Consider the following 14,161-nt stretch of genomic DNA (forward strand, 5'->3'; position numbering starts at 1 on the left):
CCCGCCCCGGCGAATGCGCCGGAGCGGGGGTCGACGCGTGCTGCGCCCGGACTCAGCCGAGCTTCTTGACCTGCGCGGCGACGACGGCCGTCGGCTTGTCCGCGACACCCGCGAGGCTCGACGCGGTGTGGGTGGCGAGCGTGTTGCCCTTGCGCACGATCACGGTCTCGGTCGTCACCTTCGTGCCCTCCACATCAGCCTGCAGAGTGAGGGCGAGCGCCTCGTCGCCCCCGGTGGCGGTGCCGGCGACCACCTTGTCGATCTTGGTGGTCTCGCCCTCCATGGTCAGGGTGAAACCGCCCGTGCACGCCGTGGCCGCGGCCTTGACGGCCGCGAAGGCCTCCTCCGCGCCCTTGCCCTCGTACGAGGCGAGGGTGATCGAGGTGCGGGTGGCGCCGAGGGCCTTCAGCCCGGCGGCGGCCTTCTCCTCCGGGGTGGCGCCTTCCTTGGGCATGGCGACGGCCTTGGTCCGCGCCACACCGGCGGCCGTGCCGACCGTGACCGCGCCCTGCGTCTTGACCACGGGCAGGCACTCGGCCTTGTCGCTGGAGGCGGCGGTACCGATGGCCACCTCGGACTGCGGGACGGCGGCGAACTCGTGGTCCGCCAGATCGGCCTTGGTCACGAGCAGGCCGCCCAGCTCGGCGTCCGTCTTCGCCTTCGCGGCGGGCGCCGCGGAGGTCGCCGGGGCGGAAGCCGCCGCGGACGGCTTGGTGTCGTCCTTCGCGTCGGCCTTGTCGGAGGAGCCGCACGCGGTGGCGAGCAGCGCCAGGGACAGGGCCGAGGCGGACAGGACGGTACGGCGGACGAGTGCGGTGCGCATGGTGGTGTTTCCCCCCACAGGAAAGTCTGCGAAAAAGAGCAGCACGCGGCGCCCCGGTCCGGGGACACATCGCGAGCTGCGGTGATCGTTACCGTACGGGGCTCCGCAGGCCCGGCATCCGCATTTGTTCGCCCGCCCCGCGCATCGTGACCCCGATGAGACCGCAGGTGCCTCCAATCGATACCCGCCGCCGTACAACCCGCCCGCCCCGGGACATTCGGCCCCATCCCACGTGACCGACCACACCACCCACAACGGCCCGCGAACGCCGACAATGGCCCTGTGATCACTTCGCCGCCACGAAGCACGCCGGACAGCGCAACGGAGCGCCCCGACGGATCGGAGCGCCCCGCGCACCCCGGGCATGCCGCGCACCCCGCGCGCCGCCGGGGCCACGAGGCCTCCCCCTACGTCGACCTCACCCGCGCCGAGTGGAGCGCGCTGCGCGAGCGCACCCCGCTCCCGCTGACAGCCGAAGAGGTCGAGCGGCTGAGAGGCCTGGGCGACGTCATCGACCTCGACGAGGTCCGCGACGTCTACCTGCCGCTCTCCCGTCTGCTGAACCTGTACGTCGGCGCCACCAGCAACCTGCGCGGCACCCTCAACACCTTCCTCGGCGACGCCGGCAACGGCCACGGCGCGCAGCGGGGAACCCCCTTCGTCATAGGGGTCGCCGGCTCGGTCGCCGTCGGCAAGTCCACCGTGGCCCGTCTCCTCCAGGCCCTCCTCGCCCGCTGGCCCGAGCACCCCCGCGTGGAGCTGGTGACCACCGACGGGTTCCTGTATCCGATGAAGGAGCTCCAGCGGCGCGGCCTGACCGCCCGCAAGGGCTTCCCCGAGTCCTACGACCGCCGCGCGCTGACCCGCTTCGTCGCCGACATCAAGGCGGGCAAGGACGAGGTCACGGCCCCGGTCTACTCGCACCTGATCTACGACATCGTCCCCGGCGAGCAGCTCGTCGTGCGCCGCCCGGACATCCTGATCGTCGAGGGGCTCAACGTCCTGCAGCCGGCCCTGCCCGGCAACGACGGCCGCACCCGGGTGGGCCTCGCCGACTACTTCGACTTCAGCGTCTACGTGGACGCGCGTCCCGAGGACATCGAGCGCTGGTACCTCAACCGGTTCCGGAAGCTGCGCGAGACGGCGTTCCAGAACCCCTTCTCCTACTTCCGCAAGTACACCCAGGTCTCCGAGGAGGAGGCGCTGGAGTACGCGCAGACGATGTGGCGGACGATCAACAAGCCCAACCTGCTGGAGAACGTGGCCCCGACCCGCGGCCGCGCGACCCTCGTCGTCCGCAAGGGCCCGGACCACAAAGTGCAGAAGCTGAGCCTGCGCAAGCTCTGACGCTACTGTGCGGCCATGCTGCATCTACGGATGATCACCCCGGCCGACCGGACGGACGCCGTGGTCCGGATCGTCGAGAGCACGGTCGGCACCACCCATCTGGTGGTGGTGCCCGGCGCGGCCCGCGTCCCCCCGGGCGACGTCGTGATGTGCGACGTCGCGCGCGAGGCCGGCGACGAGCTCCTGCACGAGCTCCGCGAGCTCGGCATCGACGAGGACGGCTCGATCGCGGTCGAGAACATCGACCTCTCCCTCTCCGCGCGCGCCGACCGGGCGGAGGAGGAGGCACCGGGAGAGGCCGCGGACGCCGTCCTGTGGGAGCAGCTGCGCGAGGCGACCCACGAGGAGTCCACCCTCACCATCACCTACAGCGCGTTCATGATCATCGCGACGATGATCGCGGCCTGTGGTGTCGTCCTCGACAACGCCGTCCTGATCGTGGGCGCGATGGCGGTCGGCCCGGAGTTCGGCCCCCTCGCCGGTGTGTGCACCGGGCTGGTGCGCCGGGCCCCCAAGCAGGCCGCCCGCTCACTCGTCGCCCTGCTCGTCGGCTTCGCCGCCGCGATGGTCGCGACCACCGTCTTCAGCCTGGTGATGGACGCCCTCGGCCTGTTCCACTCGGGAATGCTGGACAGGCCCCGCCCCAACACCAGCTTCATCTGGCAGCCGGACCCGTTCTCGTTCGTCGTGGCGCTGCTCGCCGGCGTGGCCGGGGTCCTCTCCCTGACCTCGGCGAAGTCCGGCGCGCTGGTCGGCGTCGCGATCTCGGTGACCACCGTCCCGGCGGCGGCCAACGCGGCCGTGGCGCTCGGCTACGGCGAGTTCGCCCAGATGTGGGGCTCGGCGGAGCAGCTGCTGCTGAACCTGTTCGGGATCATGCTGGCCGGCGTGCTGACCCTGCTCTGCCAAAAGCTCCTGTGGCGCACCCAGCGCGACCACTGGCGGCGTACGCCGCCCAAGGTCTGATCCCTGTCCCGCGGCTCCACCACACCCCCCGCGACGAGACCGGCCCCGCGCTACGAAGCTTCGTAGCGCGGGGCCGGTCCACGACGGCGGCGGACTCTAGCCGAGCGCCGACTTCACGACGTCCGCGAGGCGACCGGCGACCGAGCGGGCCTGCTCGATGTCGGCGGCCTCCACCATCACCCGTACGAGCGGCTCCGTGCCCGACGGACGCAGCAGTACGCGCCCGGTCGTGCCCAGCTCCCGCTCCGCGTCGGCGACGGCCGCGGCCAGCTCGCCCGAGGTCGTGACCCGCGACTTGTCCACGTCGGGGACGTTGACGAGCACCTGCGGCAGCCGGCTCATGACCGCCGCCAGCTCCGTCAGCGACTTGCCGGTGGCCGCGATCCGCGCCGCCAGCATCAGGCCGGTCAGGGTGCCGTCGCCGGTGGTGGCGTGGTCGAGGATGATCACGTGGCCGGACTGCTCGCCGCCGAGCGCGTAGCCGTTCTGCTTCATCGACTCCAGGACGTAGCGGTCACCGACGCCGGTCTGCACGACGTGGATGCCCTCGGACTCCATCGCCAGCTTGAAGCCCAGGTTCGACATCACGGTGCCGACGACGGTGTCCTCGCGCAGCTGCCCGGCTTCGCGCATGGCGAGCGCCAGCACCGCGAGGATCTGGTCGCCGTCGATCTCGGCGCCGTTCGCGTCCACGGCGAGGCAGCGGTCGGCGTCCCCGTCGTGCGCGATGCCGAGGTCGGCACCGTGCTCGACGACGGCCTGCTTCAGCAGGCCGAGGTGGGTGGAGCCGCAGCCGTCGTTGATGTTCAGGCCGTCGGGCTCGGCACCGATGGTGATGATCTCCGCACCGGCCCGGGCGAAGGCCTCGGGGGAGACGCGGGCGGCAGCGCCGTGCGCCTCGTCCAGGACGACCTTGAGGCCGTCGAGACGGTTGGGCAGGACACCCATGAGGTGGGCGACGTACTTGTCGAAGCCCTCGTCGTAGTCGGAGACCCGGCCGACGCCGGCGCCGGTGGGCCGCTGCCACGGGGCGCCCGTGCGGTGCTCTTCGTAGACGGACTCGATGCGGTCCTCCAGCTCGTCGGCGAGCTTGTGGCCGCCGCGCGCGAAGAACTTGATGCCGTTGTCGGGCATGGCGTTGTGGCTGGCCGACAGCATGACGCCGAGGTCGGCGCCCAGCGCACCGGTGAGATACGCCACCGCCGGGGTGGGCAGCACACCGACGCGCAGGACGTCCACGCCCGCGCTGGCGAGGCCCGCGACGACTGCGGCCTCCAGGAACTCACCCGAGGCCCGCGGGTCCCGGCCGACCACCGCGGTGGCCCGATGGCCCGCGAAGGTGCCCGCCTCGGCCAGTACGTGCGCCGCCGCCACGGAGAGGCCGAGCGCGAGCTCGGCCGTCAGATCCACGTTGGCGACGCCTCGTACACCGTCCGTCCCGAAGAGTCGTCCCACTGTTGTCCTCCCGAGTTTTCGCATCGCTTGTGACCGCTTGTGCCATCTATTTGCCGCTTGTGGCGGTAAACGAACCGCCCCGGCAGCACAAAGAGTGCTGCCGGGGCGGTTTCGTTGCAGAACAGCAGGCGCAGATTAACGCTTGCTGTACTGCGGAGCCTTACGGGCCTTCTTGAGACCGGCCTTCTTGCGCTCGACCGCACGGTCGTCGCGGGAAAGGAAGCCGGCCTTCTTCAGCGCCGGGCGGTTGTTGTCGACATCCGCCTCGTTCAGCGCACGGGCCACACCGAGGCGCAGGGCGCCGGCCTGGCCGGAAACGCCGCCACCCGAGATGCGGGCGATGACGTCGTAGCGGTTGTCCAGCTCGAGGAGCTTGAACGGCTCGTTGACTTCCTGCTGGTGCACCTTGTTGGGGAAGTAGTCCTCAAGGGTGCGACCGTTGATCTTCCACTTGCCGGTGCCCGGAACGATCCGGACGCGGGCGATGGCGTTCTTGCGACGGCCCAGGCCGGCAGCCGGCTGGGGGTCGCCGAAGCGACCGGCAAGCGACTCGGAGGTGTAGTCGCCCTCGACGACAACCTCAGACTCGGTGGTGTATTCCTCGACGTTGCCCTCGAACTCTTCTTCGACGACAGGGGTCTCGGCGGTGGTCTCGGCCACGATGCTCCTCAGAATTTTCTACGTCTTAGGGGGTGGCCGGAACTACTGCGCGACCTGGGTGATCTCGAACGGCACCGGCTGCTGGGCAGCGTGGGGGTGCACATCGCCCGAGTAGACCTTCAGCTTCGAGAGCATCTGACGGCCCAGGGTGTTCTTGGGGAGCATGCCCTTGATGGCCTTCTCGACGGCCTTCTCCGGGTTGTTCGCCAGGAGGTCGTCGTAGCGGACCGAGCGGAGACCACCCGGGTAACCGGAGTGGCGGTACGCCATCTTCTGGGTCGCCTTGTTGCCGGACAGGTGAACCTTGTCGGCGTTGACGATGATGACGAAGTCGCCCATGTCCATGTGGGGGGCGTAAGTCGGCTTGTGCTTGCCCCGCAGGAGGGCAGCGGCCTGGGTCGCCAGACGGCCGAGGACAACGTCCTGGGCGTCGATGACGAGCCACTGGCGCGAGATGTCGCCGGGCTTGGGGCTGAACGTACGCACGCGTATGCCTTCGCTTCTTCAGTGGTGGGTCATCCCCGGGGGGTGAGCCCGAAGGGACGGGTCCTGACATGGGTCACCACGGACGATCACGACAGCCCTGGTTCACATCGGGGACGCAACCCGTGTGTAACCGCTGGTCATCGGCCCGGTGGACCGGCGTAAGGCCAATTCACGTGAGAATGAGCAAGCCAATACGCATAACGAACCAGCAGGATACCCGTGAAGACCTGGAAGGGTCAAAACGCGGTCCGCGACCCCGTCTCAACGGGGGTCGCGGTGCACTCCGGATCGGTCCTGGGTGGGGACCCCGCAGTTCGTACGACTTCAAGGATAACCCGGCCCGGACGCAGCGAACGCCGCGCCAGCAGTCCGGCCAGCCCGCACAGGGTGGCCATGTCCTTGAACGCCCGCCGCTTGTGCTCGAGCTCCGACGGCCACGGAATGCCCGCCGTCTGGGGCAGCAGGGCCACCCAGAACCAAGGCGAGCGCGGCATCGAGCCCGTCCGCACGCCCGACGCCAGCAGCAGCGGAAGCACGACCAGCAGGTAGTGGTCGAAGGACGGCCGCGACACCAGGAATGCGGCGAGCATCACCATGCAGGCCGTCTCCACCAGTCTCAGCTCGCCGCCGTCGCCGTCCACCGCGACCGGACGCCGCCAGCGCCGCCAGGCCGCCCACAGTCCGCAGCCGGCCCCGCCGAAGGCCACCAGCACCGCCAGCGGCTCCGGCACCCCCAGCCGCGGCAGCGCCGCGATCGGCGAGGCGTCCCACGGAAGCGCGTAGGAATCCTGGCCCTGCAGCAGGAACGGCAGCGTCTTGGTGAAGAACAGCGTCGGGCGCGGCATCATCAGCGCCCCCGCGAGCGACAGCCCGATCGGCACGCCCGCCGCCACGGCCAGCCCCCGCCACTGCCGCGCCAGTACGAAGAGCAGCCCGATCGGCACCAGCATCGGCTTGCACGCGATGGCGAGCCCGACCACCAGCCCGGCCGCCGCCCACGACCGCCGCTGCGCCAGCAGCAGCGCCACCGGCAGGGCCGCCGCGGAGATGGCCGTCCAGTTCCCGATCAGCACGAGGTTGATGTACGGCTTGTAGGCCAGGGCGAACAGTCCGAAGCCGCCCACGGCGAGCCGCGAGCGCACCGGCACCGAGAACAGCCGCAGCGAGGCCCACCAGCCGAGACCGACGAGCCCGGTCATCCCCAGCGGCAGCACGCAGCGCAGCAGCGGAGCCGGCAGCAGCGCCTCCGGAATCGCCATGATCACGGCGCTGGGGAGGTAGAGGAAGCGCTTGTCCTCGTACGGGGAGACCCCGGCGAGCAGGGACTCCGCCGCCTTGACCACGAAGGCGTTGTCCGAGCCCCAGTTCACCCGCAGGCTCGCCGAGACCGCCACGGACAGCAGGATCACCAGACCCACGGCCCGCCAGGACCGGGGGGCCGGCCGCAGCAGCCACTCCACCCGCCGGTCCCATGAGGACGGGCTGTCCCACTTCATGACCCAGACACTAGGCCGCAGCCCCACAACGACGTCCCCTCGACCAGCCGGGGGCAGTGTCCCCCTAGCGCTTGCGTTCGACCCTACGTTCGTCCCAGACGGGCTCCGTAGTCTCCCGCACAACACCGTCTGAACCGAAGACCAGGTAACGGTCAAATGTGCGGGCGAACCAGCGGTCGTGCGTGACACACAGCACAGTGCCCTCGTACGCCTCCAGCCCGTCCTGCAGCGCCTCGGCCGACTCCAGGTCCAGGTTGTCCGTCGGCTCGTCCAGCAGCAGTGCCGTCGTCCCCGCCAGCTCCAGCAGCAGGATCTGGAAACGTGCCTGCTGGCCGCCCGAGAGCTTTTCGAAGGCCTGGTCGGCCTGCCGCTCCAGCTCATAGCGGCGCAGGGCGCCCATCGCCGCGCCGAGCGGCTTGGCCGCCTCCGTCCACAGGATGTCGACGAGCGTACGGCCGAACAGTTCCGGGTGGGCGTGGGTCTGCGCGAAGTGGCCGGGGACCACGCGGGCCCCGAGCTTCCACGTACCCGCGTGCTTGACGTCCTCGCCCGCCATCAGGCGCAGGAAGTGCGATTTGCCGGAGCCGTTCGAGCCGAGGACCGCGACCCGCTCCCCGTAGAAGACCTCCAGGGAGAACGGCTTCATCAGCCCGACCAGCTCGAGGTTCTCGACGGTGAGCGCGCGTACGCCCGTACGGCCGCCCTTGAGCCGCATCCGGATGTCCTGCTCGCGCGGCGGCTCCGGCGGCGGGCCGGCCTCCTCGAACTTCTGGAAGCGCGTCTGCATCGCCCGGTAGCGCGAGGCCATGTCCGGGCTGCTCGCGGCCTGGTTCCGCAGCCGCAGCACCAGCGCCCTCAGCCGGGCGTGCTCCTCGTCCCAGCGCCGCTTGAGCTCCTCGAAGCGGGCGAAGCGCTCCTTGCGGGCGTCGTGGTACGTGGCGAAGCCCGCGCCGTGCACCCAGACGTCCGTGCCCATGGGGCCCGGCTCCAGGCTGATGATCTTCTGGGCGGCCTGGGTCAGCAGCTCCCGGTCGTGCGAGATGAAGAGCACCGTCTTGCGGGTGGCCTTCAGCTGCTCCTCCAGCCACCGCTTGCCGGGGACGTCCAGGTAGTTGTCCGGCTCGTCGAGCAGCAGCACCTCGTCCGGCCCGCGCAGCAGCGCCTCCAGCACCAGTCGCTTCTGCTCACCGCCCGAGAGCGTGCGCACCTCGCGGAACTGCGCGGTGTCGTACGGGACCGCCAGCGCGGCCATCGTGCAGACGTCCCACAAGGTCTCCGCCTCGTAGCCCTGTACGTCGGCCCAGTCGCTCAGCGCCTGCGCGTAGGCCATCTGGGCGGCCTCGTCGTCCACGGTCAGGATCAGCTGCTCGGCCCGGTCCACGGCCTTGGCGGCCTCGCGGATGCGCGGCTGGGACACCGAGACCAGCAGGTCCCGTACGGTCGTCTCGTCCCGGACCGAGCCCACGAACTGCGACATCACGCCCAGGCCGCCGCTCACGGTGACCCCGCCGCCGTGCGGCTGGAGGTCACCGGAGATCAGCTTCAGCAGGGTGGTCTTGCCCGCCCCGTTCGCCCCGACGAGCGCGACGACCGACCCCTCCCCCACCCGGAAGGAGACGTCGGGAAGAAGAACCCGCCCGTCGGGAAGGTAGTACTCCAGGTGGCTGGCTTCGAGATGTCCCATGCGGGGCATTGTCCTGGTCCGGCGCCGATCCACCCAAACTGATTAGCAGCAGCCCTTGCCGGGCAGGGTGCGCAGGTTCCGCGCCTCCTTGCTGCGGGCGGCCAGCAGCTCGTCGGCGGGGTAGCCGACCTCCTCCAGCGTCAGCCCGTGCGGCTTGACCACGTGCACCGAGGAATCCCGTACGGCCGCGGCCAGCACCTTCCCGGGCCAGTCGGCCGTCCGATGGCCGTCGCCCACGTGCAGCAGGGCACCGACCAGCGAGCGGACCATGTTGTGGCAGAAGGCGTCGGCGCGGACGGTCGCGGTGATGATCCCGTCCTCGCCCCGCTCCCAGCTGAGCTGCTGGAGCGTACGGATCGTCGTGGCCCCCTCGCGCTTCTTGCAGTACGCGGCGAAGTCGTGCTCGCCGACCAGCGCGGAGGCGGCCTCGTTCATGGCGTCCACGTCGAGCGGCCACTGGTACCAGAGCACGTGGCCGCGGCGCAGCGGGTCGACGCCGGACTGGTGGTCGCCGACGCGGTAGGCGTAGCGGCGCCAGATGGCGGAGAAGCGCGCGTTGAAGCCGGCGGGGGCCTCGGCGGCCTTCCACACCCGGATGTCGTGCGGCAGCCGCCCCGCGAGGCGGCGCAGCAGCTTGTCGTGGTGCTCGGCCCACACCTCGTCGCGCACGTCGAACTGCGCGACCTGCCCGCGCGCGTGCACGCCCGCGTCCGTACGGCCGGCCACGGTCAGCTCGACCGGGTCGGGCAGCCGCATCACGGTCTGCAGGGCCGACTCCAGCTCGCCCTGCACGGTCCGCAGCACCCGCTGCTTCGCCCAGCCGGAGAAGTCCTTGCCGTCGTAGCTCAGGTCCAGCCTGACCCGGACGTGTCCGGGCTCCACCTCGTCACTCACGTGACAGATCCTCTCAGGCGAAATCTTCTTCACAACGCCAGAACGGGCCCGCCCCGGGAAAGGGGCGGGCCCGTTCAGAGCCGTTCAAGCAAGCGTGATCCCGAAGGATCAGGCCTCCTTGGTCTCCTCGGCGGGGGTCTCGACAGCCTCCGCCTCCTTGACCGCGCGCTTGGTGGCGGCCTCGGCCTCACCAGTGGCCTGCTGGGCGACCGTAAGGGCCTCGACCAGCTCGATCACGGCCATCGGGGCGTTGTCGCCACGACGGTTGCCGATCTTGGTGATGCGCGTGTAACCACCGGGGCGGTTCTCGTAGCGCGGGGCGATCTCGGTGAACAGCGTGTGCACGATGCTCTTGTCCGTGATCGTCTGCAGCACCAGGCGACGGTTGTGGATGTCGCCCTTCTTGGCCTTGGTCACCAGACGCTCGGCGTAGGGACGCAGGCGACGGGCCTTGGCCTCGGTGGTGGTGATGCGGCCGTGCTCGAAGAGCGCCTTCGCGAGGTTCGCGAGGAGGTGCTTCTCGTGCGCGGCGCTGCCGCCCAGGCGGGCACCCTTTGCGGGACGCGGCATGGTCATACTCCTTCATATCTGCACCGGCCGTGTCAGGTACCGGTGTCAGTTCCCTCAGGCGGTCGCAGGAGGGGGTGTGGGGGGCGTGAGCCCCCCACAAGCTTTTCTAGTACTGCTCGGTCTCGACGAAACCGGCGTCCGCGTCGTCGTCGGCGCCGAAGGCGTCGGCGGCGGCGGTCGGGTCGAATCCGGGCGGGCTGTCCTTGAGGGCCAGGCCCATGCCGGCCAGCTTCGCCTTGACCTCGTCGATCGACTTCGCACCGAAGTTGCGGATGTCGAGCAGGTCGGCCTCGGAGCGGGCGACGAGCTCACCCACGGAGTGGATGCCCTCGCGCTTGAGGCAGTTGTACGAGCGGACCGTGAGCTCGAGCTCCTCGATCGGCAGTGCCAGATCGGCGGCCAGGGCCGCGTCCGTCGGCGAGGGGCCCATGTCGATGCCCTCGGCGTCGATGTTGAGCTCGCGCGCCAGACCGAAGAGCTCGACCAGGGTCTTGCCGGCGGACGCCATGGCGTCGCGCGGGCGCATGGCCTGCTTGGTCTCGACGTCGACGATCAGCTTGTCGAAGTCGGTGCGCTGCTCGACTCGGGTCGCCTCGACCTTGTAGGTGACCTTGAGGACCGGGCTGTAGATGGAGTCGATCGGGATGCGACCGATCTCCTGGCCCAGCTGCTTGTTCTGGACGGCGGAGACGTAGCCGCGACCGCGCTCGACGGTCAGCTCCATCTCCAGCTTGCCCTTGCCGTTGAGCGTGGCGAGGACCAGGTCCGGGTTGTGCACCTCGACACCGGCCGGGGGCGCGATGTCGGCAGCGGTGACCAGGCCGGGACCCTGCTTGCGCAGGTACATCACGACCGGCTCGTCGTGCTCCGAGGAGACGACCAGCTGCTTGATGTTGAGGATGATGTCGGTGACGTCTTCCTTGACACCCGGCACGGTGGTGAACTCGTGCAGGACGCCGTCCACGCGGATGCTGGTGACAGCGGCACCCGGGATCGAGGACAGGAGCGTACGGCGGAGCGAGTTGCCGAGGGTGTAGCCGAAGCCCGGCTCGAGCGGCTCGATCACGAACCGCGAGCGGTACTCGTCTACGACCTCTTCGGTCAGCGAGGGACGCTGAGCGATAAGCATGTTGATTCCTTCATTCGTGGACGCCCACTATTTGACGCCCGACGGGTGCAGCACGGGGCTGCGGACTACAAGGGTACGGGCGGTACGTCCCCCGTGAGGGGTTCGTACCGCCCGGACACTCAAAGACGCACAAGTGCGTCCACTGCGCTGACGCGGCGGCGCGGATCGCGCCGCCCCGGATCAGACGCGGCGGCGCTTCGGCGGACGGCAGCCGTTGTGCGGGGTGGGGGTGACGTCCTGGATCGAGCCGACCTCCAGGCCAGTGGCCTGCAGGGAGCGGATCGCGGTCTCACGGCCGGAGCCGGGACCCTTGACGAAGACGTCGACCTTGCGCATGCCGTGCTCCTGCGCGCGACGGGCGGCCGACTCGGCGGCCATCTGCGCGGCGAAGGGGGTGGACTTGCGCGAGCCCTTGAAGCCGACGTGGCCGGCGGAGGCCCAGGAGATCACGTTGCCCGCGGGGTCCGTGATCGAGACGATGGTGTTGTTGAACGTGCTCTTGATGTGGGCGTGCCCATGAGCGACGTTCTTCTTTTCCTTGCGGCGCACCTTCTTGGCAGCGCCCTGACGACCCTTGGGGGGCATCTAAATCTCCTACGGGAGGTGGTCGGTCCTACAGCGCAAGACCGCTGAACAGGACTACTTCTTGCCCGGCTTCTTCTTACCGGCGATCGCGCGACGCGGACCCTTGCGGGTACGAGCGTTCGTGCTGGTGCGCTGACCGTGCACGGGCAGGCCACGACGGTGGCGAATACCCTGGTAGCACTGGATCTCGACCTTGCGGCGGATGTCAGCCTGGATCTCGCGGCGGAGGTCACCCTCGGTGCGGAGGTTGGCGTCCACGTACTCGCGGATCTTGACCAGGTCCTCTTCGGCCAGGTCACGAACGCGGGTGTCGGGGTTCACACCGGTGGCCGCAAGGATTTCCTTGGACCGGGTGCGACCGACACCGAAGACGTAGGTAAGTGCGATCTCCACACGCTTTTCGCGCGGGATGTCAACACCGGAAACGCGTGCCATTCAATGGCTCCTGTGTGTTCGGGGGTCTTCCGCAGAACCGAACCCCGACCGCCGACCACACCTGTTGGGTGGTGGTACGTCCGGGTCCCCGGCCCCCGCCGGAGGTGCCGCCGGTCCTGGTCAGGACTGGGCGGGTTCTGCGTATGTACGTTTTCTTACGTCGCGCGAAGAACTGCGTAGTGCAGGTCGGTCGGCGTGCGTCAGCCCTGGCGCTGCTTGTGGCGCAGGTTGTCGCAGATGACCATGACCCGACCGTGACGGCGGATCACCTTGCACTTGTCGCAGATCTTCTTGACGCTCGGCTTGACCTTCATGTTGGTGAGGTTCTCCGGGTCAGTGCCACCACCCGCGCCGGGACAAGACGTCCGGACGGGAGTGAAGACAAGATCTACTTGTATCGGTAGACGATCCGGCCACGCGTCAGGTCGTACGGAGACAGCTCCACGACGACCCGGTCATCAGGGAGGATGCGGATGTAGTGCATGCGCATCTTCCCGCTGATGTGCGCGAGGACCTTGTGACCGTTCTGGAGTTCCACCTTGAACATCGCGTTCGGGAGGGACTCGATCACGGTGCCCTCGATTTCGATGGCACCTTGCTTCTTGGCCACGCTTCGCCTTTCGAATCGGCTACCTTGATCAGCTCCTCCGCTTCGCATGCGGACATGCGGGTGCAAAGGAGCCGACGAGTCAGTCTACGTCAGGGCACCCAGAAAGACGAATCCGGAAAGTTTGCCCTAGAGACTAGATCATTAACCAAGGGGGTCCGGCGCGGTGGACACGCCGTAGGCCGCCAAGCGGGCCTTGCCGCAGTCCGGCGAGGTCAGCACGAGGGGGCCCTCCTCGGTCAGGGCGATGGAGTGCTCCCAGTGCGAGGACCAGGTCCCGTCCGTGGTGATGACCGTCCAGTCGTCCGCCAGGACCTCCGTCTGGGCCGTGCCCAGGGAGACCATCGGCTCGATCGCCAGGCAGATGCCCGGGACGAGCTTGATCCCCTTGCCCCGCTTGCGCGAGACGTAGTTCAGCAGGTGGGGGTCCATGTGCATCTCGGTCCCGATGCCGTGGCCGCCGTAGTCCTCGATGATCCCGAACTTGCCGAGGCTGTGCTCACCGGTGCTCGGGCGCGGCTGGCGCTTGATGTAGGTCTCGATCGCCTTCGAGATGTCCACGAGGCGGTTGCCGAGCTTCATGGCGGCGATGCCGGCCCACATGGACTCCTCGGTCACCCGGGAGAGCTCCAGGAGCTCAGGGGCGTGCCCAGTGCCCACGAAGGCGGTGTACGCGGCGTCGCCGTGCCAGCCGTCGACGATGGCGCCGGCGTCGATCGAGATGATGTCGCCGTCCTTGAGGACCGTCTTGTCGTCGGGGATGCCGTGGACGACGACCTCGTTGACCGAGGTGCAGATGGTCGCGGGGAAGCCGCCGTAGCCGAGGAAGTTCGACTTGGCGCCGGCGTCCGCGATGACCTTGCGGGCCACCATGTCCAGATCGCGCGTCGTCGCGCCCGGCACGGCCGCCTCACGAGTCGCAGCGTGGATCGCCGCGACGACCAGTCCCGCCTCGCGCATCTTGACGATCTGCTCGGGGGTCTTGATCTGCACCATGAACGGGCCTTCCACCTTCGGATTCGGG

Annotated in this window: 16 protein-coding genes; 2 read left to right on the forward strand and 14 right to left on the reverse strand. The window is 69.3% G+C overall.

What is annotated here, in order from left to right; all coding sequences use genetic code 11:
* Positions 1 to 52: 52 nt before the first annotated feature.
* Positions 53 to 823 (reverse strand): hypothetical protein, encoded by a 771-nt coding sequence (locus J7F03_RS01820; RefSeq protein WP_214946830.1) that lies wholly within the window; start codon positions 821 to 823, stop codon positions 53 to 55.
* 282 nt (positions 824 to 1,105) lie between these two features.
* Between J7F03_RS01820 and coaA the strand changes: the two genes are divergently transcribed.
* Both coaA and J7F03_RS01830 read left to right on the forward strand, forming a co-directional pair.
* A complete protein-coding gene (gene coaA / locus J7F03_RS01825; protein ID WP_214946831.1) occupies positions 1,106 to 2,170 on the forward strand; it encodes a type I pantothenate kinase in 1,065 nt (354 codons plus the stop codon).
* A 15-nt stretch (positions 2,171 to 2,185) separates the two neighbouring features.
* A complete protein-coding gene (locus tag J7F03_RS01830; RefSeq protein WP_214946832.1) occupies positions 2,186 to 3,136 on the forward strand; it encodes a DUF389 domain-containing protein in 951 nt (316 codons plus the stop codon).
* A 96-nt stretch (positions 3,137 to 3,232) separates the two neighbouring features.
* Here J7F03_RS01830 and glmM read toward each other — a convergent pair whose 3' ends face one another.
* The 13 genes from glmM to map form a co-directional block, all read right to left on the reverse strand.
* The gene (gene glmM / locus J7F03_RS01835; RefSeq protein WP_214946833.1) at positions 3,233 to 4,591 is read right to left on the reverse strand and encodes a phosphoglucosamine mutase; all 1,359 of its coding nucleotides are present in this window, start codon (positions 4,589 to 4,591) and stop codon (positions 3,233 to 3,235) included.
* A 135-nt stretch (positions 4,592 to 4,726) separates the two neighbouring features.
* Positions 4,727 to 5,251, reverse strand: a complete 525-nt coding sequence (gene rpsI, locus J7F03_RS01840) for a 30S ribosomal protein S9 (RefSeq protein ID WP_214946834.1) — start codon at positions 5,249 to 5,251, stop codon at positions 4,727 to 4,729.
* Positions 5,252 to 5,293: 42 nt separating this feature from the next.
* Entirely contained in the window at positions 5,294 to 5,737 is a 444-nt protein-coding gene (gene rplM / locus J7F03_RS01845; protein ID WP_214946835.1) for a 50S ribosomal protein L13, read from the reverse strand.
* A gap of 236 nt (positions 5,738 to 5,973) precedes the next feature.
* The gene (locus J7F03_RS01850; RefSeq protein WP_214946836.1) at positions 5,974 to 7,233 is read right to left on the reverse strand and encodes a glycosyltransferase family 87 protein; all 1,260 of its coding nucleotides are present in this window, start codon (positions 7,231 to 7,233) and stop codon (positions 5,974 to 5,976) included.
* 64 nt (positions 7,234 to 7,297) lie between these two features.
* Positions 7,298 to 8,917 (reverse strand): ATP-binding cassette domain-containing protein, encoded by a 1,620-nt coding sequence (locus tag J7F03_RS01855; RefSeq protein ID WP_374104252.1) that lies wholly within the window; start codon positions 8,915 to 8,917, stop codon positions 7,298 to 7,300.
* 42 nt (positions 8,918 to 8,959) lie between these two features.
* Positions 8,960 to 9,811, reverse strand: coding sequence for a tRNA pseudouridine(38-40) synthase TruA (gene truA, locus J7F03_RS01860; protein WP_214946838.1), 852 nt, complete (start codon positions 9,809 to 9,811; stop codon positions 8,960 to 8,962).
* A gap of 108 nt (positions 9,812 to 9,919) precedes the next feature.
* A complete protein-coding gene (gene rplQ, locus J7F03_RS01865; protein WP_030154710.1) occupies positions 9,920 to 10,381 on the reverse strand; it encodes a 50S ribosomal protein L17 in 462 nt (153 codons plus the stop codon).
* A gap of 106 nt (positions 10,382 to 10,487) precedes the next feature.
* On the reverse strand, positions 10,488 to 11,510 hold the full coding sequence (locus tag J7F03_RS01870; RefSeq protein ID WP_008739666.1) for a DNA-directed RNA polymerase subunit alpha: 1,023 nt from the start codon (positions 11,508 to 11,510) through the stop codon (positions 10,488 to 10,490).
* Positions 11,511 to 11,690: 180 nt separating this feature from the next.
* A complete protein-coding gene (gene rpsK, locus J7F03_RS01875; protein WP_006376016.1) occupies positions 11,691 to 12,095 on the reverse strand; it encodes a 30S ribosomal protein S11 in 405 nt (134 codons plus the stop codon).
* A gap of 54 nt (positions 12,096 to 12,149) precedes the next feature.
* Positions 12,150 to 12,530, reverse strand: coding sequence for a 30S ribosomal protein S13 (gene rpsM, locus J7F03_RS01880; protein WP_008739674.1), 381 nt, complete (start codon positions 12,528 to 12,530; stop codon positions 12,150 to 12,152).
* Between the two features lie 200 nt (positions 12,531 to 12,730).
* A complete protein-coding gene (gene rpmJ / locus J7F03_RS01885) occupies positions 12,731 to 12,844 on the reverse strand; it encodes a 50S ribosomal protein L36 (RefSeq protein WP_003956441.1) in 114 nt (37 codons plus the stop codon).
* 74 nt (positions 12,845 to 12,918) lie between these two features.
* Entirely contained in the window at positions 12,919 to 13,140 is a 222-nt protein-coding gene (infA, locus tag J7F03_RS01890; protein WP_003956442.1) for a translation initiation factor IF-1, read from the reverse strand.
* A gap of 141 nt (positions 13,141 to 13,281) precedes the next feature.
* Positions 13,282 to 14,133 carry a type I methionyl aminopeptidase gene (gene map / locus J7F03_RS01895; protein ID WP_214946839.1) on the reverse strand — a complete coding sequence of 284 codons (852 nt, stop codon included), beginning with the start codon at positions 14,131 to 14,133 and terminating at the stop codon, positions 13,282 to 13,284.
* Between the last annotated feature and the right edge of the window lie 28 nt (positions 14,134 to 14,161).

Source organism: Streptomyces sp. ISL-43 (assembly GCF_018614195.1).
GTDB lineage: Bacteria > Actinomycetota > Actinomycetes > Streptomycetales > Streptomycetaceae > Streptomyces.